This window comes from Treponema sp. OMZ 790 (genome assembly GCF_024181285.1).
In the GTDB taxonomy this organism is placed as follows: Bacteria; Spirochaetota; Spirochaetia; order Treponematales; family Treponemataceae; genus Treponema_B.
Genome location: NZ_CP051201.1, coordinates 356,592 through 378,729, shown reverse-complemented (window position 1 = coordinate 378,729; position 22,138 = coordinate 356,592). Strand labels below are relative to the sequence as shown.

24 protein-coding genes are annotated in these 22,138 nt (G+C 40.7%); 2 read left to right on the top strand and 22 right to left on the bottom strand.

All coding sequences use genetic code 11. The features are described 5' to 3' along the window. Positions 1-9: 9 nt before the first annotated feature. The 8 genes from rpoN to E4O01_RS01740 all read right to left on the bottom strand — a co-directional run bounded on the left by rpoN (position 10) and on the right by E4O01_RS01740 (position 7,485). Positions 10-1,401 (bottom strand): RNA polymerase factor sigma-54, encoded by a 1,392-nt coding sequence (rpoN, locus tag E4O01_RS01775; RefSeq protein WP_253693714.1) that lies wholly within the window; start codon positions 1,399-1,401, stop codon positions 10-12. 10 nt (positions 1,402-1,411) lie between these two features. Continuing rightward, positions 1,412-2,746 carry a TldD/PmbA family protein gene (locus E4O01_RS01770; RefSeq protein ID WP_253693712.1) on the bottom strand — a complete coding sequence of 445 codons (1,335 nt, stop codon included), beginning with the start codon at positions 2,744-2,746 and terminating at the stop codon, positions 1,412-1,414. Continuing rightward, positions 2,743-4,209 carry a TldD/PmbA family protein gene (locus E4O01_RS01765; RefSeq protein ID WP_253693709.1) on the bottom strand — a complete coding sequence of 489 codons (1,467 nt, stop codon included), beginning with the start codon at positions 4,207-4,209 and terminating at the stop codon, positions 2,743-2,745. Before E4O01_RS01765 ends, E4O01_RS01770 begins: the two co-directional genes overlap by 4 nt. A gap of 79 nt (positions 4,210-4,288) precedes the next feature. Continuing rightward, the gene (locus E4O01_RS01760; protein WP_253693706.1) at positions 4,289-4,807 is read right to left on the bottom strand and encodes a hypothetical protein; all 519 of its coding nucleotides are present in this window, start codon (positions 4,805-4,807) and stop codon (positions 4,289-4,291) included. Between the two features lie 29 nt (positions 4,808-4,836). Next, positions 4,837-5,388, bottom strand: a complete 552-nt coding sequence (locus tag E4O01_RS01755) for a hypothetical protein (protein WP_253693703.1) — start codon at positions 5,386-5,388, stop codon at positions 4,837-4,839. Between the two features lie 7 nt (positions 5,389-5,395). Beyond that, the gene (locus tag E4O01_RS01750; protein ID WP_253693700.1) at positions 5,396-5,644 is read right to left on the bottom strand and encodes a hypothetical protein; all 249 of its coding nucleotides are present in this window, start codon (positions 5,642-5,644) and stop codon (positions 5,396-5,398) included. 110 nt (positions 5,645-5,754) lie between these two features. Continuing rightward, positions 5,755-7,206, bottom strand: a complete 1,452-nt coding sequence (purF, locus tag E4O01_RS01745; RefSeq protein WP_253693697.1) for an amidophosphoribosyltransferase — start codon at positions 7,204-7,206, stop codon at positions 5,755-5,757. A gap of 108 nt (positions 7,207-7,314) precedes the next feature. Further along, positions 7,315-7,485, bottom strand: coding sequence for a hypothetical protein (locus E4O01_RS01740; RefSeq protein ID WP_144242265.1), 171 nt, complete (start codon positions 7,483-7,485; stop codon positions 7,315-7,317). A gap of 230 nt (positions 7,486-7,715) precedes the next feature. Between E4O01_RS01740 and E4O01_RS01735 the strand changes: the two genes are divergently transcribed. Next, entirely contained in the window at positions 7,716-8,222 is a 507-nt protein-coding gene (locus E4O01_RS01735) for a GNAT family N-acetyltransferase (protein ID WP_253693694.1), read from the top strand. A gap of 25 nt (positions 8,223-8,247) precedes the next feature. Here the strand turns inward: E4O01_RS01735 and E4O01_RS01730 are convergent, their stop codons facing one another. Beyond that, on the bottom strand, positions 8,248-9,870 hold the full coding sequence (locus E4O01_RS01730; RefSeq protein WP_253693691.1) for an ATP-binding protein: 1,623 nt from the start codon (positions 9,868-9,870) through the stop codon (positions 8,248-8,250). Positions 9,871-10,036: 166 nt separating this feature from the next. On the opposite strand from E4O01_RS01730, the gene E4O01_RS01725 reads away from it, so the two are divergent. Further along, entirely contained in the window at positions 10,037-10,588 is a 552-nt protein-coding gene (locus tag E4O01_RS01725; protein WP_253693688.1) for a hypothetical protein, read from the top strand. A 2-nt stretch (positions 10,589-10,590) separates the two neighbouring features. Here the strand turns inward: E4O01_RS01725 and prmC are convergent, their stop codons facing one another. The 13 genes from prmC to E4O01_RS01660 form a co-directional block, all read right to left on the bottom strand. Continuing rightward, complete coding sequence (gene prmC, locus E4O01_RS01720; protein ID WP_253693686.1) at positions 10,591-11,541, bottom strand: peptide chain release factor N(5)-glutamine methyltransferase; 951 nt, start codon at positions 11,539-11,541, stop codon at positions 10,591-10,593. 6 nt (positions 11,542-11,547) lie between these two features. Further along, a complete protein-coding gene (prfA, locus tag E4O01_RS01715) occupies positions 11,548-12,633 on the bottom strand; it encodes a peptide chain release factor 1 (RefSeq protein WP_253693684.1) in 1,086 nt (361 codons plus the stop codon). Between the two features lie 53 nt (positions 12,634-12,686). Beyond that, a complete protein-coding gene (locus E4O01_RS01710) occupies positions 12,687-14,297 on the bottom strand; it encodes an ATP-binding protein (protein ID WP_253693681.1) in 1,611 nt (536 codons plus the stop codon). A 36-nt stretch (positions 14,298-14,333) separates the two neighbouring features. Continuing rightward, positions 14,334-14,531 carry a DUF3791 domain-containing protein gene (locus E4O01_RS01705; RefSeq protein WP_253693679.1) on the bottom strand — a complete coding sequence of 66 codons (198 nt, stop codon included), beginning with the start codon at positions 14,529-14,531 and terminating at the stop codon, positions 14,334-14,336. Then, on the bottom strand, positions 14,528-15,001 hold the full coding sequence (locus E4O01_RS01700) for a DUF3990 domain-containing protein (protein WP_253693676.1): 474 nt from the start codon (positions 14,999-15,001) through the stop codon (positions 14,528-14,530). The genes E4O01_RS01705 and E4O01_RS01700 overlap by 4 nt, the downstream gene beginning before the upstream one ends. Continuing rightward, positions 14,998-15,228 (bottom strand): DUF3791 domain-containing protein, encoded by a 231-nt coding sequence (locus tag E4O01_RS01695; RefSeq protein WP_371819627.1) that lies wholly within the window; start codon positions 15,226-15,228, stop codon positions 14,998-15,000. The genes E4O01_RS01700 and E4O01_RS01695 overlap by 4 nt, the downstream gene beginning before the upstream one ends. Before the next feature lie 49 nt (positions 15,229-15,277). Further along, entirely contained in the window at positions 15,278-17,260 is a 1,983-nt protein-coding gene (gene priA, locus E4O01_RS01690) for a replication restart helicase PriA (protein ID WP_253693671.1), read from the bottom strand. Between the two features lie 10 nt (positions 17,261-17,270). Continuing rightward, positions 17,271-18,059: a uracil-DNA glycosylase gene (locus tag E4O01_RS01685; protein ID WP_253693667.1), complete on the bottom strand. Its 789-nt coding sequence runs from the start codon at positions 18,057-18,059 to the stop codon at positions 17,271-17,273. An 8-nt stretch (positions 18,060-18,067) separates the two neighbouring features. Then, positions 18,068-18,988 (bottom strand): SPFH domain-containing protein, encoded by a 921-nt coding sequence (locus E4O01_RS01680; RefSeq protein ID WP_253693664.1) that lies wholly within the window; start codon positions 18,986-18,988, stop codon positions 18,068-18,070. Positions 18,989-19,043: 55 nt separating this feature from the next. Then, on the bottom strand, positions 19,044-19,898 hold the full coding sequence (locus E4O01_RS01675) for a methyl-accepting chemotaxis protein (RefSeq protein ID WP_253693661.1): 855 nt from the start codon (positions 19,896-19,898) through the stop codon (positions 19,044-19,046). Between the two features lie 13 nt (positions 19,899-19,911). Then, positions 19,912-20,679 carry an oxygen-binding di-iron domain-containing protein gene (locus tag E4O01_RS01670; protein WP_253693658.1) on the bottom strand — a complete coding sequence of 256 codons (768 nt, stop codon included), beginning with the start codon at positions 20,677-20,679 and terminating at the stop codon, positions 19,912-19,914. Positions 20,680-20,758: 79 nt separating this feature from the next. Continuing rightward, positions 20,759-21,520, bottom strand: a complete 762-nt coding sequence (locus E4O01_RS01665) for a class I SAM-dependent methyltransferase (protein WP_253693656.1) — start codon at positions 21,518-21,520, stop codon at positions 20,759-20,761. Further along, positions 21,520-22,074, bottom strand: coding sequence for a DJ-1 family glyoxalase III (locus E4O01_RS01660; RefSeq protein WP_253693654.1), 555 nt, complete (start codon positions 22,072-22,074; stop codon positions 21,520-21,522). Before E4O01_RS01660 ends, E4O01_RS01665 begins: the two co-directional genes overlap by 1 nt. Positions 22,075-22,138: the final 64 nt, after the last annotated feature.

Here is a 22,138-nt window from a genome sequence, read left to right as displayed (position 1 = left end):
AGAAAAATGTCAATTGCGATAATAGGAGGAAGGAAGGCCTATTTCTTTGCGGTACTTGTTGACCGTTCTTACTGCAATATCAATTCCGCGTTCTTTTAAAATTTGAGAAATGCGGGCATCGGTTTTTTTTTCGGTATCGGATTCGATGATATCCGTTATGGCTTTTTCTACATAGTCTTTTGAAAGCCCGCCGCTTACTTCAGGCGAAAAGAGGTCTTTAATTTCAAAAAATCCCCATTCGCATCTGATATATTTTTGATTCGAAACCCTTGAAACCGTCGAAGGACTTAAACCCACAATTTCCGCAATGTCGATTTGTTTTAAGGGCTTTAAGTAGCCGGGCTGCATCTTTTCGCTCTCTCCTCCGGAAGAAGGCTTACACGGGCGGCCTAAAAAAAAGGCTTCTTGAAAATTGACCAAGGCAGTTAAAACCTTAAGTATGGTCTGATTGCGGTAGGCAAGAACACCCATAAAAAGAGAAGCCTTGTTTAAAAAGTCTGCTGCTTCTTTTTTCTCCTCCTTTGAGCCTGAATTTTTTATCCTTTCATATTCGGGCGAAATTTCAAGGGCGGGAATTTCTTCGTCATTGATTATAATCTTAAATTCGTTCCCTTCCCGTTTTATTTCGGCTATAGGCGTAATAAATTTTTCGCCGTCCGTTCCGCGGGAATAAGCAAGGCCGGGCTTAGGGTTTAAAGATTTTATCAATTCTGCAAGTTCTTCCGCAGTTTCAAAATCTATAATGATTTTTTTTTGAGCAAGTTTTTTTATAAAAAGTTTTAAATCGGAAATAAAGGAAAGAACTTCGTAATGTTCCTTTATTATCTTTACACAAAGGGAATGTATATTTTTATAAATGTCAAGGATTTCCTGAGTTTTGGGAGACTCGCAAAGGATTCCGGCCTGTACAATAAGGGATTCTTTAAAGCCGGAACAGGCACAGCCTATAGGTTCAAGCCGCCTGACAATATTAAGAGCTTTTTTTATTTCTGTATGCGTTATTTTTTTTTCGGTAAGAAGATCGGCAAAAAGCTCTTCAAGAGGAACCCAATAAAAACCGTTATGATCCAAATTTTGAATTATAAGCATTGCCGCATCTAAGACATACTCATCCGTTATCGATTCTCCGGCCTGTTCAATGAGATGAGCCTGCAAGGTCTTGTGGGAATCATCTTCGATGCTCTCCAAAAAACTTTGGTGCTTATCCCCTTCTTCCGAAGATGCGGCACTCACTCGCGAAGAGGTTTTAAAAATAAGGGCGGGATTCCGTTTTACTTCCTTTATTACCTCTTCTTGAAGTTCTTCGCTCGACAAATTAAGCAGGGCAACAGCATTTAGCATCTGCTGGTTCATCACCATTTTTTGAGATAGAATCTGCTGCTGCCTTTGCTTTAATAACATTTTTTTTACCTTAGAGAGTACAGTTAAAATCCTTTACCAGAATGCCGGGAAGGGAGGCTCCTCCGGTACTTCTGCTTCCGTAAGTACTTGTGTTTGCAAAGATTCGGCTTTCCTTTGTTACGGCTAAGAGGTTTTCTCCGAACATATTGTACAAGGATTCATCCCATCTCATGTCGGCAATGGGAGCAACGATTTTTCCGTCTTCAACCCAAAGACAGGCAAAGCGGGTCATTCCCGTAACTCTGGCCGAAGAGGTATCGCTCCAGTTTAGATAGTTAAAGTTGGAGATATAAATTCCCGTACCCAGCTCTTTTACGGCATCCGCTTCGTTTAAATCTCCGGTTCCGATAACGATCGATCGCATACTCTCGCTTAAGGGAGCTCCGTTGGATTTTACACCGTATTGGGTTTCGGTTCTTAAACTGACCAAGGTATTTTTAAGCTTACCTTTTTCGATGATGCTTAATTTTTCGGGAGCCAGTTCTCCGTTCGAGTTAAAGGCAGGTTCAAGTCCGAGAGAAAAATCCTGAGTCAAATTAAACTTATCCGAAAAATGCTCTCTTCCTTCTTTTAAAGCAAGATAGGCGCTTGAGCCCTGCTGCATACTCCTTTCGCTAAAACCGTTCCACGAGAAAAAGTCTGTTACGTCGATAAGGGCATCGGCACTTATAAAGGCCTTGTATTTTCCTGGGGCTAATTTTTTTTGCGGAGTGTGCAAGATTTCCAAGCCTTTTCGGGCTTGCTCAATCTTTGAAAGGTACTGCTCATCGCTCCATTCCGTTCCCGAATAAAGAGATTTTATACCGCGCCCGTTTTCGAGCCATACCGAATAATCCAAGACAAAGGTTTCGGTTTGAAACCAGTGAGTCGCTCCGGCCGAGGTAATAACACCCTCGCAAATAATCCCTTGAGAATAAAGGCCTGCAAAGTCGAGGTCTTTAACAGGGGATAAGATAATCTCCGGTATCTTGTCTTCGGGCAAGAGCTTCCCTGTATATATCGCAGAAGAAGTATCGGAAGATTCAGGAATTGATTGATACTTATCCTCGGGAAGGAGCATTATAGAATCTCTTGCTTCTTGAAGAGCATCGGCCGCCATCCTCTTATCCTTTTCCATATTCATCTGAATACCGAAACTGAAATTGTGGGTGCGGCCCTTTTTCCAAAAGGTACAATAAAAATAACCCTGATCTACTGTTCCGTTTTGGCGTACCTTAGCCTTGCTAAAGCGCATAAAGTAGGTCTTTTCACCCGAAAAGGAAATCGAAATTTTTTCTCCCTCAAGCAATTCCGAAAGCATAAAATCGGCAATCGATTCAAAATATTCTTTAAAACTCATTTTCATTTTCCGCCTCCAAAAACTTCTACATCAGAAAATGCGCAAACGGGACTTGCGTGTCCGACCTGAATAACCTGATTGGGTTCTCCCTTTCCGCAGTTGGGCGTTCCGTATACATGGAATGTGGATTTATCGCCTACTGCACAGAGGTTTCTCCAAAAGTTTTGAGATACCCCGCGGTAGTTCGGGTCGCGCACGGTTTTGGTGATTTTTCCGTTTTCGATTAATTGGCCGTATTCGCAGCCGAACTGAAATTTATTGCGGTAATCGTCTATAGACCATGAGCGGTTCGAGGTCATAATAATTCCTTTTTCGATAGAAGAAATTATTTGATCGAAGCTGCTGGTTCCCGGCTCAAGGTTGAGGTTTGCCATCCTGTCTATAGGCGGGCGGTTCCACGCGGTTGCTCTTTGGTTTGCGACCATCTTATCAGGCTGAACGGTTTTGCCTGCATAGAGGCGGCCTGCGCTTTCGATGCTTCCCAAGGCGCAGACTAAGATTCCGTCCTTGATGATAAAGGTCTTCTTTGCCAGAGCCCCCGTCTGGTCGGCAGCAAATGTTGCAAGCTGATATGGAATTGTGGGATCGTAGCAGATATTCATAAGCTTTGAGCCGTACTGAAAGCTGCCGATGTCTTCGGGCCTTATAAAACTGCCGCCTGCAAAGTTTCTTTCATCACCCAAGATGCGGTCAATTTCCAAGGGATGGCCGACACTTTCGTGAATCTGCAAAAGCATTTGATCGGGCATAAGGACGAGGGTGCGCCTGTCTGAAGGACAGGGTTCTGCTCCCAAAAGCTCTATCACCTCATTCCCTACCCTTTTGGCCTCCGCCTTAGACTTGGCAAAGTTTAAAAATTCGTAGCCTCCCTGAAAGGTGCGGGCACCGTATCCGTTATAGGAACGCCTTTGAATTATGTCTCCGCGGCGGGCAGCAGCTCCCAAGCCGGAACCGATCCTATAAAAATCCTGTAAGATATTTGCTCCCTCGGAGCTTAAAAGCTCGATCTGCTCTTCTTCCAACTCCACATAGGCGTGGGTATCTATGACCTCATCCGAGACTTTTAAAATATCGCATATTTCAAAAAGATAGTCGAAAATTTCGGTTTTGGAAGGGCGGGTCTTTTTACCACGAAGGGTTTCGTATTTTAATTCCGTATCGGGCCTGACATTTTTATCAAAATTGGCAATTTTAAAGGCTGAAGCGGTTTGGGCGGCATTAAAGGCTTGACGGGCAGCTTCGCCGGCTCCCTGAGGAGTCAGATTCTGGGTTGCCCCATAGGCAATGTGCCCATCATATAAGACTTCAACCATAAAGCCTTGATCGGCCGAATAGCCGGAAGACTCAAAAGCTCCATCCTGAGCCGCAAAGGAAGTTCCCCTTGTGCGGTGAATGCGTAAAGTTACAAGGTCAGCCTTAGGAACGGCATTTTTTGCAGCTTCAAGCAGGCTTTCTGATGTATAAATCATATTTCCCCCTAAATAATTACTAATTACAGATTATACCAAAAAGAGGAAGATTTTGCAATTGAAAAAAGAGTAAAGTGCCTTATGGAGTAACGGCAGGACCTAAAAAACATTTAATGGGATAATCCGATAATTGCTTATCTTCTTTTTCTACCGATAAAACCAAATCTATATACTCACCTGAAATTTTAAATACATCTCTACAAAAAACAGCAATTTTAATTTTAGAGTGGTCTTTACCGGAAAAAACGATTTGCTCCCATGCGGTAATCTCTTTAAAATCAATTAGATTATTTTTTTCATCAAAAATCATTAATTTTAAAATTCCATCATATTTAAAATCTGCAGGAATATTTTCCGTTAAAACTTCAAAACCGATATCATAAATAGAATTATCATATTCAGTTTTAGTAAGTCTGACAGTTTCTGTTGAACCTTTTAAATCTAGTTTTATGGAATCAAAATATATGGCTTTTATATTAGTGTTGTATAACACAAATTTTTCATCATTTTTATTTTTACTATTTACCAATTCCGGTATCAATACCAATGCAAGAAAGACAATAAAAATAATACCAAAAAATAACACAAGTTTTTTCATTTTAACACCTTTACCAAATTCATACTTCACTAAACTAAAGATAACAACAAATAAACACAGCCAAGAAAATCCACATAAATAGGCAAAGCACATAATATAAAAATGAGTTTTCCCAAGACTAATTGCAAATACGGATAATTGTAATGAGCTGAATGGAATTCAAAAACAGTTTCCGTGATGATATTTATCAGAATCCCCGCAATTAAAAACAAAACATGAATTACAAAAAAAATAAATTTAGGTTTAGGATCAAGGACAGAAATATATGTTTTTGATAAAAGAAATGAAGTTATATAAAGCAATATTTTAAAAGCTGCCAATAAAAATTTTATGAGTTTAGAAGACATATTTGCAATCTTTGTTCTTAAAAATTTAAAATCAAACTTATAAAAAGAAATGCCCAAACCGAATAAGCCTAAATAAAGGATTTTCAAAGCACGAACTAATTCCGAAAAATCAACATTCTTATATTTCATACTTGCTTTTGCGGAAGGGAAAAAATAAAAAATCAACAAATAAACTATTCCAAGGAAAACGGAGGCAATAAGACAAGCTTTCGCATTAATTTTTTCGTAATTCATAATCCTCCTATGAAAATGCTCTTATGAAAGTATATAACAAAGTAATACTACCGCCTATAAAACATGGTATAACATATATTCTGCGGTATATTTTTAACAGTTTTATATAATCTTCCAATTCATATTTTTCGGTATCAAAAATTGAAAGCTCGTCATATACAGGCTGTAATACCGACAAAGGAACAAATTCGGGTATGAATAATAAAATTTTATCGATACCTAAGGTTTTCAAACAGTCCAATTTTTTCGAGATCAACCGGCCTCCTTTTATTTGCAAATAAGCCCTCACTATCGCACCCGATATAAAGTATATAAATATTAAAATTCCAAGAAACGGATTTATCGCCATATTTTTGGTAAAGTCTCCTACTCAAAACTATTTTTGTCGGCAGCGCAGCTGACATCGACGGGGTACTTACCGTCAAAGCAGGCACAGCAAAAATGGGTATTTGCTCCGGCATCCTTCATAGCTTTAAGCATACTTTCTTGGGATAGGTAGACTAAGGAATCGGCTCCGATGTGCTCGCGTATTTCTTCAACAGATTTTTTGTGGGCGATTAGGTTTTCGGGATCTCCCATGTCTACTCCCATAAAACAGGAGTAACGCACCGGCGGAGAAGCTATTCTGATGTGTACTTCTTTGGCACCGGCACTCCGCAGCATCTTGATTAGTGGGCCAATGGTGCTTCCGCGGACAATGCTGTCGTCAACCACTATGATGCGTTTTCCTTCAACAGCTTCGGAAAGAATATTAAACTTCATCGCAACGCCTTGGTCGCGCAATTTTTGGGTAGGCTGAATAAAGGTGCGTCCTATGTATCGGTTTTTTGAAAAGCCCTCATCATAGGGAATGCCCGATTCTTGGGAATAGCCTATGGCTGCCGACCGCGACGAGTCGGGGATGGCTATAACTATGTCGGCCTCTACAGGAGAGTTTTTTGCAAGCTCCTTGCCGAAATTTACCCTTGACATGTGAACCGAAGCCTTGTTCCAAACCGAGTCGGGACGGGCAAAGTAGACGTATTCAAAGATACATGGAGAAAGCGGCTCCTTAGGGGGAAGCTGCATACAAAGCTCTGCTCCGTTATCGACCAACTTTAAAATTTCTCCGGCTTTTACCTCGGTAAAATCCTTGCAGCCCAATGTTAAAAGAGCGCAAGACTCACTTGCGGCAATCGATACTCCGTCTTGAAAGCTGCCTACACAAAGAGGACGAAAACCCCAAGGGTCCCTAGCGATGTAAATGCCTTCAACCGTCAAAACGGCAATAGAAAAAGCACCTTCCCATTCCCGCATACATGAGGCGATGCGTTCTGTCCAAGAATCTCCCTTGGCGGCTGCAAGCATCATAATCATAACTTCGGTATCCGAAGTAGAAGAAAGCCCTACCCCTCTCTCCAAAAGTTTTTGCCGCAAATAGGGGGCGTTTACAAGGTTTCCGTTATGAGCGAGGGCTATCGGGCCGTACATTGTTTCGATATAAAAGGGCTGAATGTTTCCAAAAGAAGAAGAACCTGTAGTCGAATAGCGGGTGTGACCTATAGCAGCATAGCCTTGAAGGTTCGATATATCGTTTTCGGTAAAAATATTTGAAACGAGGCCCGGTTTTTTAAACACGCGGATGTGTTTTCCGTTTGAAACAGCCATACCCGCAGCCTCTTGGCCCCTGTGCTGAAGAGAAAAAAGAGCATAAAAAACCGAGCGGGCAGCATCATCCAGTCTTTCAGGGTTTTCTGTCTTAAAAGATTTTGAATCCCAGACAGCTGCAATTCCGCATTCTTCCCCTAAACCGGATTTAAAAACATTATCCTCGTTCATTTTACACTATCCTCCTTAAATTCAGCAAAAAAACAACAAAGGGAGACCTCTCATCTTACATAAAAAGTCTCCCTTTTCAGCATTTTAAGAACTTTTAAACCTGATCGATTAATGAAAGTCTTTAGGTCGTCGTTCAACTCTTTTACATTTTGAACATTCTGCAATATTTTTAATCTTACCGTTATCGACCATTGTTTTTAATACAATTTCTCCGCCGCAGGGACAATTAAATTTTTGAGTCGCAGCAGCAGTTCGTGAGTTTTTACTTGCACCAGCCATATTTGCCTCCTAGTAAAATATTTATTGTTATGCTAACCGCGTAATTATAAAAAAAAACAGGTTTTCTGTCAATAGATCGATAATATAAAAACTTGACGTCAAACACAAGAAATACTTAAAAATAAATATCCCTTACAACCTGCAAAATGTCAATGTAAAAAATTTATTGAAAAACGAACGTAAATATGATAATATAAAATCATAGATTGAACTATAAAAAGGAAAAAACAATGATCAGACTTGCAGAATTAAAGGACTTATCAAGGGTTGCAGAAATAAATGTTTACGGCTGGAGAAATACTTATCGGGGCATCGTTGACGATAATTTTCTTTTTTGCGAACTATCGGTTGAAAAATCCATTAACCGTTTAAAGAAAGAACTTAACTCTCAAGCATGTACATCAAAACAATATCTTTATGAAGATGACAAGGACGGAATAATAAAGGGAATGATGCGTACAGGAATGTGCCGAGACAGCGACAAAAGCGATAGTTTTGAACTCATGGCAATTTATGTAGAAAAGGCCTTTGAAAGGTCGGGAGTAGGCTCGAAACTAATTAAGCATTTTGAAAAAGAAGCAAAAGGACTAGGCATTCATGAATTGTGTATTTGGATATTTCAAGAAAACCGGATTGCAAGAAATTTTTATGAACATCACGGCTTTAGACCCGACGGAAAAACTCAAATCCAAGAGGTACTAAAAGCCCCCGAAATGAGGTATGTAAAAATAGTTTAAGAGTTCTTTATCGGCAATCGGCCGGCTATAATTCTTCCGCTTCCCAAGTGCCGGCAGTTTCTTCATCGATACCGTCGGCAAAGACCGCGCCGATGAGAACTATCTTTTTTCCGCTTGTCTTGTAGGGTTCTGCATAGCCCTTTTCTTTTATCTGTTGAATGGCTTCTTTGGGAGTGCCCGAGCCCATAAGCTTAAACTCGAAGACATAGATTGTATCCCTTGTGTGAAGCACACAATCGGCCCTTCCTTTTGAACTTACTACCTCTGTTTGTACAAACTGCCCCATGAGGCTGAAAATTATGTAAAAGGCTATTTGGTAATCCCTTTCCCTCATCTGTATATTTTCCTTTGAAGCAAGGCTGTAAGGAAGGCCTGCGCAAGCCGCATACATTCTTTTCATAAAGGATTCTGTTTTGCCTTTTTCGATATCTCTTACAAAATTTGCGATAAACAAACCGCTTGCATCCTTTGCAATAGAGGTATAAGCAGGCACAAGATTATCCAAAAAGCCGTATTTTACTTCGTCATTGGGAAAGCCCAGTTTATAAAGCTGAAATTCCTTGTCATAATCTTTTATCGTTAAATAGCCGGACTGGAATAGAATGGGAATAGGATTATTCATATCGGGGCGGTAATCTTGTAGGGCGTTTTCGCTCATTTCCGCATCTTCCAAAATATCGCGGATACATATTTCTTTTTGGTGCTGTAAGGTTCTAACCAAAAAGGTGGGAGTACCTGTCGAAAACCAAAAGCTGCGGAATACCTTTCCTGCAAAGACATTTAAAAGACTGAACGGATTATAAACATTTACAAAGTTTTCGGAAAAATGATAGCCGTCATATTTTTGTTTTAGCTTTGCGAGAGTCTCGCCTTCGGTCAAATCTTGAGCTTTTCCGAGCGCAAGTATTTCGGGTTTAAAAACTTCTTCCATTTCTTTTTGAGTAATACCGCAGACAGTATCGTAATCGGGAAGCATACTTATGTCCCTCAAATTGTTTAAATCGCTGAAGATGCTTACCTTGCTGAATTTGGTAACTCCCGTTAAAAAGGCAAAACGGATATATTCATCACAAGACTTAATCACCCCGTAAAAACCTTTTAAGATACGCCTATACTCTTCGTTTAAGGGCTCATTTATAATCATAGTTTCAAGGAGGGGCTTATCGTACTCGTCAACCAGCACAGTTACCTGTCTGCCTGTTGTTTCATAAATCCTTTGTATCAGGTTTTTAAAGCGTCCGTCTGGAGAGTCTTCCGTCTTTTCTATTTTAAATTCTTCTTCCCATTCTCGTAAATGGGCATTGAGAATATCGCGCAAGGCCTTAACATCGGCATAGTTTTTTCCGGTAAAATCGAGATGGAGAACCGGATACTTAATCCAAGCTTCGCGGTCTTCTTTTTCTGCCTGCCGTTGTTCCGTCTCTTCGATATAAAGCCCTTTAAAAAGCTCTTTTTTACCTAAAAAGTAAGCCTTTAAGGTAGAAAGAAAAAGACTTTTCCCGAAACGGCGCGGGCGGCTTAAAAAAAACACCTTATTTTCTAAAACCAATTTACTTACATATTCGGTTTTATCTACATAAATAAAATTTTTTGATCTCAAATCTGCAAAACTTTGAACACCAATAGGCAATCTTCGAATATCGCTCATTTTCTACCCTCCCCCGGAACTAATATGTAGTCGGTAATTTGTAATGGGTAATGACAATTACAAATTACTCATTATCGCATTATATCATATTTTTTAAACTTTTATAAGGGGAAACTCGGCTTGCTTTTATGCCGGAAATCAGTTAACATAAAGAAAGGACAAAAAGATGCCGGATAAGATTTCGCACATACTTATTTCAAAAATATATCTCGAAAAAACAAATGACATTGAGGAAAAAGACTATTTTTATTATGGAGCGATATATCCGGATCTATACGATTTAAGCAAAAAAGAAGAATACTATAAAAGTCATTTTATACAAAAAGGAGCCGGATATAGCTCAAAATTATTTGAAAACTTTATTAAAAAGCATAGTTATGCTCCGCCTTCATTTTTAAAAGGAGTGGACTTCCACATATTTACGGATCACTTTGTTTCTAAAAATTTGAATAGATATTATTCCTTTTACACCGATATAAAAAACAAAACCGACGAAGACTTGTCAAAGATATTATCGGATTATGCCCTGCATCATTGCCGAAACGAAAAAATAATTCCGGTAGCTTTAAAGGAAGAGAATAATGATAAAATTCTGCACTCTTTTTATGAATTCGAAAAATATAGAAAAATGGATATAGGAGATATTTCATCGGTAAATAAAACCTATCCCGAATTTATCGATGAAATAATAGCCCAATACTTAAACACAAAATTTTAGTTTCACTTTGTGCACTCTATGACTCGGTCGCTTCCTGCAAGATCTTTATGGATTTGAATGTGAGAAAAACCGGTACTCTTAAAAATCTCGGAGGCTTGGGAGGCGTGGTACTCCCCTACTTCAACGAAGAGTTTTCCGCTTGCGTTTAAGAACGAATAAGAGTTTTGAGCCAAGGGCGGAATCAGCTCTAGTCCGTCATCCCCTCCGTCAAGAGCAAGGCGGGGTTCCGAGCGGCCGTCCTCTAAAAGGCTTTCAGTAAGTTTTGACGGAACATAGGGCGGGTTGGCCGTTATCAAATCATAGTTTCGTTTTGAATCAGGAACACGGGGAAAGTCAAGGCGGAGGTCGGCTTTTACTGCAAGAGCCTTTTTATAAAGAGCGGCAGGCAAAAGAGAATCTATATTCTTTTTACAAACCTCTAAAGCCCCTTCCGAAATATCCGCAAGAACCAAAAAAAAGTTTTCATCAAAATAAGTTTGCACCCTCTGCGGTTTATTTAAACCCTCATAAAGCTCCGCTGCAAGGGAAATTCCTATGCAGCCTGAGCCCGTGCAAATATCCAAAACAAAGAGCGGTTCATTTTTTTTAAACCTTTCCATAGCAAAATTTAGGGCCTGTTCTACCAAGGTTTCGGTATCGGGCTTGGGGATTAGCACATCTTCATTTACATAAAAGCTCCTTGCAAAAAAATCCTTCTTGCCGATTAGATAGGCGATGGGGAGCCCTGCACTTCTTCTTTTTACGAGGGCATCAAACTCTTTTTTGTAGGGTGAAAAATCTAAATCGGAATGGGACAAGATCCAAGAGCGTTCTTTTTTTAGGACATGGGCTATTAAAATATCGGCATCAAAGAGGGCAGCATTCCTTCCGTATTCGTTCCTTGTTAAAAGGTGAGACGAAAGAAAGGAATCGGCTGCAAAAAGACGGGCTTCCCTTATCGTAAAAAAAAGCATTAAACCTTATTTATGCTCTAAGTGATAATCTGCAGCCTTCATCATTTCTTCGCGGGCGGCGATACAAAGGGCATCAATCATCTCGTCGAGGGTTCCCTGCATAACCGCATCCAATTTGTAAAGGGTTAGGTTGATGCGGTGGTCGGTTACGCGGTTTTGCGGAAAGTTGTAGGTACGTATGCGCTCGGAGCGGTCGCCTGAGCCGACCTGACTTTTTCTGTTTTGAGCCCGCTCTGCCTGCTTTTTACTTTCTTCCAAATCATAAAGACGGCTTCGCAAAACGCGCATGGCCTTTGCCTTATTTTTAATCTGGCTTTTTTCATCCTGACAAATAACTACAAGGCCGGTGGGTATGTGGGTAATGCGGACTGCAGAGTCTGTAGTATTAACACACTGACCGCCCGGGCCTCCTGCACGCATAACATCGATACGCAAATCTTCTTGATTGATTTCGATTTCGGTTTCTTCGGCTTCGGGCAAAACCGCAACGGTTACGGCACTTGTGTGAATGCGGCCGGAACCTTCAGTTTCGGGAACACGCTGAACGCGGTGAACACCCGACTCGTATCGGAGGCTTCCGTAAACATACTTTCCCGAAATGGAAAAGGTAATTTCCTTGTAGCCGCCGAGCTCGGTTTCGTTTAAGGACAAAATCTCGTACTTCCAGTTTTTCATTTCGGCATAGTGGGTGTACATTCTAAAAAGATCGGCCGCAAAGAGGGCAGCTTCCTCGCCTCCTGTACCGCCCCTTATTTCCATGATAATATTTTTTTCTTCCAGAGGATCCGGCGGAATTAGGAGCATTTTTAAATCGGCCTCGCTTTTTTCAAAGGCGGCTTCAAGAGAGTGAAGTTCTTCCCTCGCCATCTCTTTGAGTTCGGGATCGCTTTCTTCTTGAATGAGGAGCTTGGAATCATCTATCTGCTTCTCGATGGAAAGATAGTTATCGTATTCTTCCATCAACTTTGAAAGATAGGAATGCTCCCTCATGGTTTCTTTATATTTTGCAACATCTTTGATAAGGTTAGGGTCTTCGACTTCTTTTTCGACTTCAACAAGCCTCTTTCTTAAATTATCCAATCGTTCTTTCATAAAAATTCCTTGTATTAAAGAGCGAGTATAACACTTTTTAAGGAAAATGTATACTAGTTATACAAATGATCGATTACCCAATCCTTGATTGTTCTTTTTTCTTCATCAAAACTTGAACCAACAGCTATTATTTTTTTATCGCTTCCTAAATACTTGCCGGCATAGCTTTTCTCTTTGATTTGTTGTAGGGCATCTTCAGCTGTTCCGTTTGATGCAAGCTTAAACTCGAAGATATAAACCTTGTCCTTTAATTCGACAATGCAATCGGCTCTGCCTGTTGCACAATGAACTTCAGTATGCACAAATTGGTTCATAAGAGCGAAGATAAGATAAACGGCAGTCTGATAGTTTTGCTCACGGAGGGCTAGATCTTTTTCGGTTAAGTTATCATAGGGAATACCTGAAATTATCCCCTTCATCTTTTGCATAAAGCCGTCTACATCTCCTTCCCTTACAGCCTTGGTAAACTCCATAACCGAGAAGCCTGTCTTATCGTAAGTAATTGAAGTATAGGCAGGCAGTAAATTATCCAAAAAGCCGTAGCGCACCTCATCATTGGGAAAGCCCAACCGGTAAAGTTCAAAGTCACTATCATAGTCCTTAATGGTCAAATATCCCGATTGAAATAAAATAGGTAAGGGATTTAAGGTCTCGGCCCTATAAGTTTCTAAGCCGGCCTCGTTCATTTTTACGTTTCCGTCAAGGTCGGGAATATTATAATAAGCTTTTTTTAAGTAGTCCACCAAAAAAGTAGGAGTCCCCGTTGCAAACCAATAGTCCCGCATTTTTCCGGCGGCAAAAACATTTAACAAGCTAAAAGGATTATACATATTTTTTCCGTCTTCAGAAAATTTATAGCCGTCATATCTTTGTTTTAATTTTGTGAGAGTTTCCTCATAACTCAAGTTATTTTTTTCTGCGAGGGCTTCAATTTCAGGGCGGAAGCCTGCTTCAAGTTCTTCTTGGGAAATGCCGCAGATTGCAGAATAATCGGACAGGAGACTTAAATCCCTCAAATTGTTTAAATCGCTGAATATGCTTACCTTACTGAACTTTGTAACTCCCGTTAAAAAGGCAAAGCGGACATATTGATCGGAACTTTTAATAACGCCGTAGAAGCCTTTCAGTATTGTGCGGTAGGTTTCGTTTAGGTCTTCATCCTTCCACATTGTTTGAAGGAGAGGTTTATCGTATTCATCTATCAGTATAACAGCCTGCTTACCTGTTTTTTCATAGGTCCGGAGGATAAGGCCTGCAAAGCGTTCACTAAAAGTTTGTTCCGAATCCTTACTTCCGTAAACTTCTTCCCAGTTGCACAGATGATAATTTAAAAGGCTTTCCAAGTCTTCCCTTGTTTCGTATTTTGAAAGATTAAAATCCATGTAGAGCATGGGATAATGCTGCCAGATTTCTCTTTTTTCCTTTTCACCCTCTTCAAGCTTTTCAATGGCCAAGCCCTTAAAGAGTTCTTTTTGACCGAGAAAGTAGGCCTTTAAAGTCGAAAGCAAAAGACTTTTCCCGAAGCGTCGCGGCCGGCTTAAAAAATGCACCTTACTTCCGTGAACCAATTTCCAAATCGATTCTGTTTTATCTATGTAGACAAAATCCTTTGATCTTAAGTCTTCAAAACTTTGAACGCCGATAGGCATTTTTCGTGTATTCATAAATATAGTATAACAGAAAAATACAAAGTTGACAATTTACTCGCTTAATAATTCTTCTACAAGATAATCATCGCTCATGCAGTGCATATCCGAAATTCCTTGCGACATTAATTTATATACAATAGAGTGATAAAATTTTTTAAGAGATGAAGAAAGGCTCAACCCTGTCCTTTCGGCATAGAGGGCAACAATACGTGCATATTTTTTTTGTAATAAAATAGGATTTGCCGTCATAGTTTTTCACTCCCGCTAAATTTTAAGTAACTATCAATAACATGCTGTTTTTTTAAGCAAATCTGCCAATTAGGTTTTTCATATTTAAGTCTTTTTATAACTTCCTTTTTATCGATTAAATCGGACAAAAAAAGTTCAATGGTATTAAAAACTTTATCGTTTGCGACACCGCCTTCAATTATGTCGTAACCGGCTGCTTTTTTACCTGTACGGCAGCTGACAATAAAATCAAGCCATTTTTCATCATAATAATCAAATTTTAAAACCTTACATTCTTTATATGCAGCAGTATCAAATTCATAGCGTGAAACTACTCCTTCCTTCTTAAGGGTTATAAACTTTTGACACCATTTTTTAGCCTGTTCGTAATGAGGCGTTAAATAAAAACCTTGGCCGAAATCTACACGGTCTCTTGAATGGAGAATATCGGGCTTAATAATTTCAAGATTTGATCCATGGTATAAAATCATATTTTGATGCCTTCTTCTTTTGCAGCTTCAAGAATATCATTTACGATATAATCCTTGTCCTGAGTATGAAACATGTCGTAATTCGATAAGATATAATCAAACAACAGGCTGCTTTTTTCTGCGAGGGCTGAATATACCTCGCTGCCGTCCTTCTTTAGTTTAATAGCAATATTCTCTATACAAAAAATTGCGAATTCAAGTTTATTTTTATCCGTTACCTTATCCATTATACACATATAATAGCATAGTTTTATTTTTTTTTCCATTCCTTCAACCTTACATAAGATTCAAAGGATCGGTGTCGACTTCGATGTAGATACCGGTCATAGGCTTATATTCTTTTACAAAGCGGGAGGCTGCATTTTGGATTAGGGGGAAATTGGAAGAGCGGAGCAGAACCTGTTGGCGGTGGTTTCCTGCTATCATCGATAGGACACATTCGGAAGGCCCCATTATTTCGGCCTCATCTTTGTTTTGTGAGGAGAGGATATATTTTAGAATGTTTACAGCGCCCTCTGCGGCGAGCTCGGCTTTTTTTAAGTCCTTGCTTCTAAAGACCAAGCGGATGAGGCGTTTAAAGGGCGGAAAATCCAAGAGCCTTCTTTGACCGAGTTCATACTCGTAAAACTTTTCGTACTCGTGGTTTTTTGCACAAACAATCGAAGGATGATTGGGTTTTAGGGTTTGAATAATAACGAGGCCGTCCTCGCTGAAACGCCCCGCCCTTCCTGCTGCCTGAGTGATGAGGGCAAAGCTTCTTTCGGCAGATCTAAAGTCCGGCATTTGAAGCCCTGTGTCTGCAAGGATAATTCCGACAAGTCTGACTTTCGGAAAATTCAAGCCCTTTGCTATCATCTGCGTTCCGAGGAGGATGTCTATTCTTCCTTCCTTAAAATCTTTTAAGCGGTTTTCAAGACTGTTTTTTTTAGAAACCGTATCCGTGTCCACCCTCGCAACAGTACAGTCGGGAAAGGCACGGGAAACTTCTTCTTCGATAAATTCCGTACCGACCCCTGCATAGCCTATGTCGAGGGAATTACACTCCGGGCACAGGGACGGAGACCTTGCCTGCATTCCACAATAATGGCACTTCATTACGTTTTCGGCTTTATGAAAGGTCATCGGCACGGAACAGTTTTTGCAAAGCATCTCATAGCCGCAGGAGCGGCACCTGAAAATATGGGAAAAGCCCCGCCTATTCAAAAAGAGGATGGTTTGCTTTCCTTCATTTTTGGTTTTGCGTATTTCGCTTATAAGCCTTTCGCTCAAAGCCCCTTTAAGCCCGGAAATATTTTCTATTTCGATCTGAGGGAGGCTTCCGCCTGCAAGTCTTTTTGAAAGGGAAAGAAGGGTAATCTTTTTGTTTTGAATCATGTTCCACGCTTCAAGCGAGGGAGTCGCAGAGCCCATCACCACGGGGCAGTTGTGTTTGCCGGCCAAGTACATGGCAGTCTGGCGGGCGTGATAGCGCGGTACCGAGCCCGACTTATAAGAAGCATCATGCTCCTCATCGATTATGATAAGGCCTATTTTTTCGGCAGGAGCAAAGACGGCGCTTCTCGCCCCGACAATCATAAGGGCTTCCCCCCGTCTTATCCTCATCCATTGGTTGAGCCTTTCACTTCCCGTAAGGCCTGAGTGCAAAACAGCCGCCTGAGTGCCGAAGCGTTTTACGGCCGCACTTATAACCTGATGGGTAAGCCCTATTTCGGGAACAAGGTAGATGACGGCCTTTCCTCCCGCGATTATCTTTTCGGCGGCCCTTAAAAAAACTTCCGTCTTCCCTGAACCGGTTAAGCCGTATAAATAAAATAATTCTTTCTTGTTTGAGTTTACGATTTTTTCGACAGCGGTTTTTTGCTCATCGGAGAGGGTAAAGGTCTTATCTTCAACTTCGCTGCCCCATTTTAAATTTTCGAAAGAGACTTCCCTTTTGCCTGAGGGAAGAATTGCAGAGAGAGCTTCGCCGAAGCTGCAAATATAAAAGTGCGAAATCCAGGAGGCAAGTTCTATCTCTGCCTGCCCGAAAATATTTTCCTTATCGACAACGCGTTTAATCGGCTTTATCTTATCCTCTCCCACAGGACTATCTTTAGGAAAGGTATCGGATTCTTCTATTATAAAGCCTATCAAATTTCTTGAGCCAAGCTGAACGGAGGCCCTTTTCCCCACAAGGCTTTCGCTTGTTTCTTCTATATTTTTATAGGTAAAGTTTTGATAGAGAGGAAGATTAAAACTTAGGGTCAGCCATTTTGCCATAGATACCCCCCTAGTTTTTCTCAAGCAATTCGTTGAGGCGGGCACGGAAGAGTTTTAAGTCCTCCCATGCAGGCCGTTTTAAATTGACATCCCGCAAGAGGGCGCTTGGGTGATAGGTCGCCATGAGAGGAATGTTTTGATATTCAAAAAACTTGCCGTGCATCTTGCCTATGCCTTCTTGAGTTTCCAAGAGGTTTTGAAGAGCCACCCGTCCGACCACAAGAATAGCCTTAGGTCTTATCAAGGTAATTTGAGCATTTAAATAATTTCTGCATGCAGCCGTTTCATCCGGTAAGGGGTCTCGGTTATTGGGCGGCCTGCATTTTACCACGTTTGTGATATAGCAATTATGAGTTCGAAACAATTCGATGGCGGCAAGCATCTTGTCCAATAGCTGCCCGGCCTTGCCGACAAAGGGGCGGCCTTGAGCATCCTCATCGGCTCCCGGTCCCTCGCCTATGACCATTACATCTATCCTACCTTCAGTATTGGAAAACTCCCGCGGCCCCTCGCCTGCGACAATATTATGCCGCCTCTCGCACAGACGGCAAGCCTTGCAGGAAGCAATCCGGGCATAGACCTTTTCAAGACTTTCAAATCCGTTCTCGAAATTGGGCAAAAGATTTTTTGCACTGTCTGCTATATCCATATCGGCAATAGCGGCATTTCTTGACTCCGGATTTACCGAAATAGAGTCATCGCTAAAATCGGGATACTCTTCATCGGTTTTAAAACCCGATAGACATTCCGAGGCTGTGCGGAAAAATGTGTATAGTATTTTTTTTTCTTCGGCTTTCATCGGTAAAACTATTGCCCGCTGCCTTGAGTACCGCCGGCTTGATTGCCGCCGGCTTGAGCACCGTTAATCTTAGCTTTAAGCTCCCGCAAGGCCTTGAGGGTTTCGCTCGCATCGCTTCTTGCTACAGCCAAAAAATCGATAAGCTGGGGATATTGCTTTAAAAGCTCTCCCCACTCTTTCATATCGTTCATGCGGAATTTTGAAGCGGCGGCAGTCTTACCTTCTTCAACCATAAGTTCAGTGAAAACCTTACTCTTTGCTTTTTCATATTCCGAATAAACATCCCTTATTGTCATATATAATTTTAAATCGGGAATAAGAAAATCGGAAGAAAGCTCAACCGAAACAATTTCAATTTCGTTATTCAAAGCCGTTTTTATATCGGAAGCAATTTTTTCGTTAAAGGCAGAATATTGAAATTTCAGCTTTTCATACTCTTCAGTATTCGATAAAAAATACTCGATAAATCCGTTTGCCGATTTTTGTGCGGCTTCCTCAACTCTAGTTCTTATAAAATCGTCCAAATCGCTTTGAGTTTTTATTGAAGCATTTTTGACGAGACCTATGAGACTTTCAGGCTTTGCAGCAGCCGAAACTTTTAAAGCAAACTTCCAGCGGAAATCGCTTTTTTGTTCCATTATTAAACCGAATTTATCTGCGGAAGGAAGTACGCCTTCAGTTTTATATTCGATTTCTTGGGGCTTTAAATTAAAGGTAAGAATTTTTGAATTTGTGGGAACCAGCCTTTCCCATCTCCACATAAATTCGCCGGGAACGATGAGCTTATCGTGATAGCCTCCCGATTTTGAAAGCATCACTCCGTAAGAGCCGGCCGGCACGGAAAACTGCATCCATCCGAAAAAAAAGGCCGAACCGCCCAAGATAATTAAAACAAAAAACCAAATTAAAAATGAAGTTCTTTTTTTCATATTAAGAATGATAGCACAAGAAAGTCAATTTTTCAAGAGGCAGAAAAACTCTTACTTAGCTTTGCTGCAACAAGGTACCCAAATGTTCATGGCTCGTTTGAACGGCGTCAAGAATAGTTCCGGTATCGCGTAAAAAGTTATCGATTTTCTTTAACGATAAAAAGCCCTCTCTTATCGTGATATCTTGTTCTTTTATTGAAGCGGTTATTTCGGCCAGAGAAGAGCCGGCTTCTTTAAGAGTCACGGAATTATCATCAAAATTGGCTAATACGCCGTTAAAAGATTTTCTAAACTTTGAAAAAAGCTCTATAAAACCGGTCATACTGTTGTTTATTTCATCAACCGATTTATTTAACTCTTCAAGTTTTGATTCGATTCTTTTTGCAAAATCTCCTGTTTGAGTTGCAAGAGAGCGTACCTCGTTGGCAATAATTCTAAAGCCGTTTCCTACACTTCCTGCGCGGGCTGCTTCAATCGATGCATTGATTGCTAGAATTCCCGTTTTTACGGAAACATCTTTTATTCCCGACAGCATATCTTCAACTTCGGCTGTTCTATCTTTTAAAACCTCAAAGGCAGAAGCTGCATTTTGAGCATTCTCTGCGGTAGTTTCAATTTCTTCAACGCGTTCGTGAATCTCTTCTTGAATTTCGCCTCGCTTTTCCAAGATATGAGAAAGCATTTCATCTACATAATTGGCATTGGACGCAGAAGAGCTGCTTTCTTTTTGTATTTCTTCAAATACTGCAAGAATAGTATCAAACCGATCCTGCAAATTATCCATAGCTTCATCTATTATTTTAAATGAATGGGAGGTCACAAAATCAAGAATAACGCCTTTATTATATTGTATAACAATCTTGTCTACCAGATCAGCAAAATTATCGACAATGTTTTGTTGGTCAGCCATAGAACCTCCTCAGTTAAAATAATTTTTCGATATAATCGGTACCGCATTGTAAGCCGGAAAGCCAATTTAAAAAATTATCGGCTTGCTCATCCTTGTATATTGCGCCATGTTGGGGTGCAATCATAGCCGGCCTTAAAAGACGGATTGTTTCAACCCACTTGCTTACAATTTTATTTGAAGCCATATAGCGGATGTGAAAGCCTTCGATTAAAGGCAGATGCTTTTGAAAATCTTCTACAAAGGTCGTCTCGTTGTCTTCATCAAAAACGGCAGCCCCTATATCGCCGGTAAATAGAATACGGGAGCGTTCATCATAAAGGCCGAACTGTCCCGGCGAATGCATAAAGTGAGAGGGAATGCACTTCATATTTGATCCTGAAGGAAGAGATATGTTCATTCCTTTATCGGGTATGGCTACTATTCTCGAAATATCCACTATACCGAAGTGGGGCATAAATCTAACCCAAAGAGACGAAATATAGATTTTGGCCTTTGTAATACCGAGCCACAAGGCTATACCTGAAGAAACATCCGGGTCTTGATGTGAAAAGAAAATAGTATCTATTTTGTCTACGGAAATAAAGCGGCTTACGGCAGTAACAACCCTCGAAAAAAGATGAACTCCGCCCGGATCAAGGAGGACTCCGCGGCCTCTGTCTATTATAAGGTACTGCATAGTCTGAACGGCACCCTTTCTTTGTTTACTTTCCGAACCTAACCAAATAAATTTATGATCATCATCTTCGTACAAAACAATACCTTCAATGTTGTTATTTTCCATATCGAAACTCCTAAGTCAACGAAAATTTACAAAATACAGTATATCAATAATTGAGGCAATGTACAAGTGTTTGACAAAGCTACTTTCTTGCAATCAGCACCATAGTCCGAGCTTTTTCATTATAGGGCGAAAAATCGAAATCTCCATATATTTCGACCGAAGAAAAACCGCTTGCCAACATGAGCCTTTTTAATTCTACGGCGGAATAAAGACGCTGAACATAGGTGTGGTCGGCCTTTCTGCCCTGCTCGTCATAAAGAATCCAGCGTGACCTAAGCCCTTCCCAAGCTCCTTCCACAGAATATTCGGTTAATACCGTAAAACCGCCCCGCTCAAACCATTCGCCTTCGGTAAAATCGCGCACAGCTATCTCTCTTCCTGTCATTTCGAGGATGAACCAGCCGTTCGGTTTTATGGATTGAGCTATATTTTTTAAGATTTGCATATCTTCTTCTATAGTGCTGCAATATCCGAAGCTGGTATACATACTGACAGCGGCATCAAAGGTTTCGGGGCGTACAAATTTACGCAAATCCCCTTGAATAAGCTCTATTTCGACATTTTCATCTTGAGCGGAATCCATGGCTGCATTTAAAAAAGGACGAATTAAATCGATGCCTGTGACCTTAGCCTTTCTTACCGCAAGCTCGATAGCTATCCTTCCGGGCCCGCAGCCCGCATCCAAAATCGAAATCCCTGCATTATCCACAGGAACACCTATTATCCTTAAAACGGATTCTGCAACGGCAGGAGCTTCAGCCCACCTTTGCGTATCAAACATAATCGGAGCGTATTCAGCCCAAAAAGTTTCGTTTTCAAACCAATCTGCAAGTTTTCCCATTATCGTGCTACCACCTCGGTTTTTAGTTTATTTAATGCGGTTTTTCCGCAAATAGCTTCTACAATTGCAAAAGAAAATTCTTCCGCAGCTCCGGCGGCACAGGCCGTTATTATGTTTCCGTCTCTTATAACTCTTTCGCCTTCCTGCGGTTTAGTGTTTAAATCTTGACCCATTCCGGGGTAGCATGTATATTTTTTTCCTTCTAAAAGCCCCCAAGGACCTAAAGCAAGAGCAGGAGAAGCACAGATTGCCGCTACAATTCCTCCGTTTGCGAGGGTCTTCTTTGCAAATTCTTTAACAGCCTCTGTTCCTGCCAAAATACTTCCATTGGGCAGACCGCCGGGCAGGACTACAGCAATAAGGTCTTCTTCCATCGCCAAAGCTTCTTCCAAAACTATATCGCAGGTAACAGGAACCTTACGTCCTGAAAGTATAGTTTTTCCTTCAACTCCGACAGTAACTAAATCTATACCGGCCCTTCTTAAATAATCAATCGGTGTGAGAGCCTCAACTTCTTCAAATCCGTTTGCCAAAAATAAAAAAGCTTTTTTCATTTACCCCTCCAATTCATAAGACAACCAAGTTGTGAACAACTAGATAAGATTATTTTAATATGAT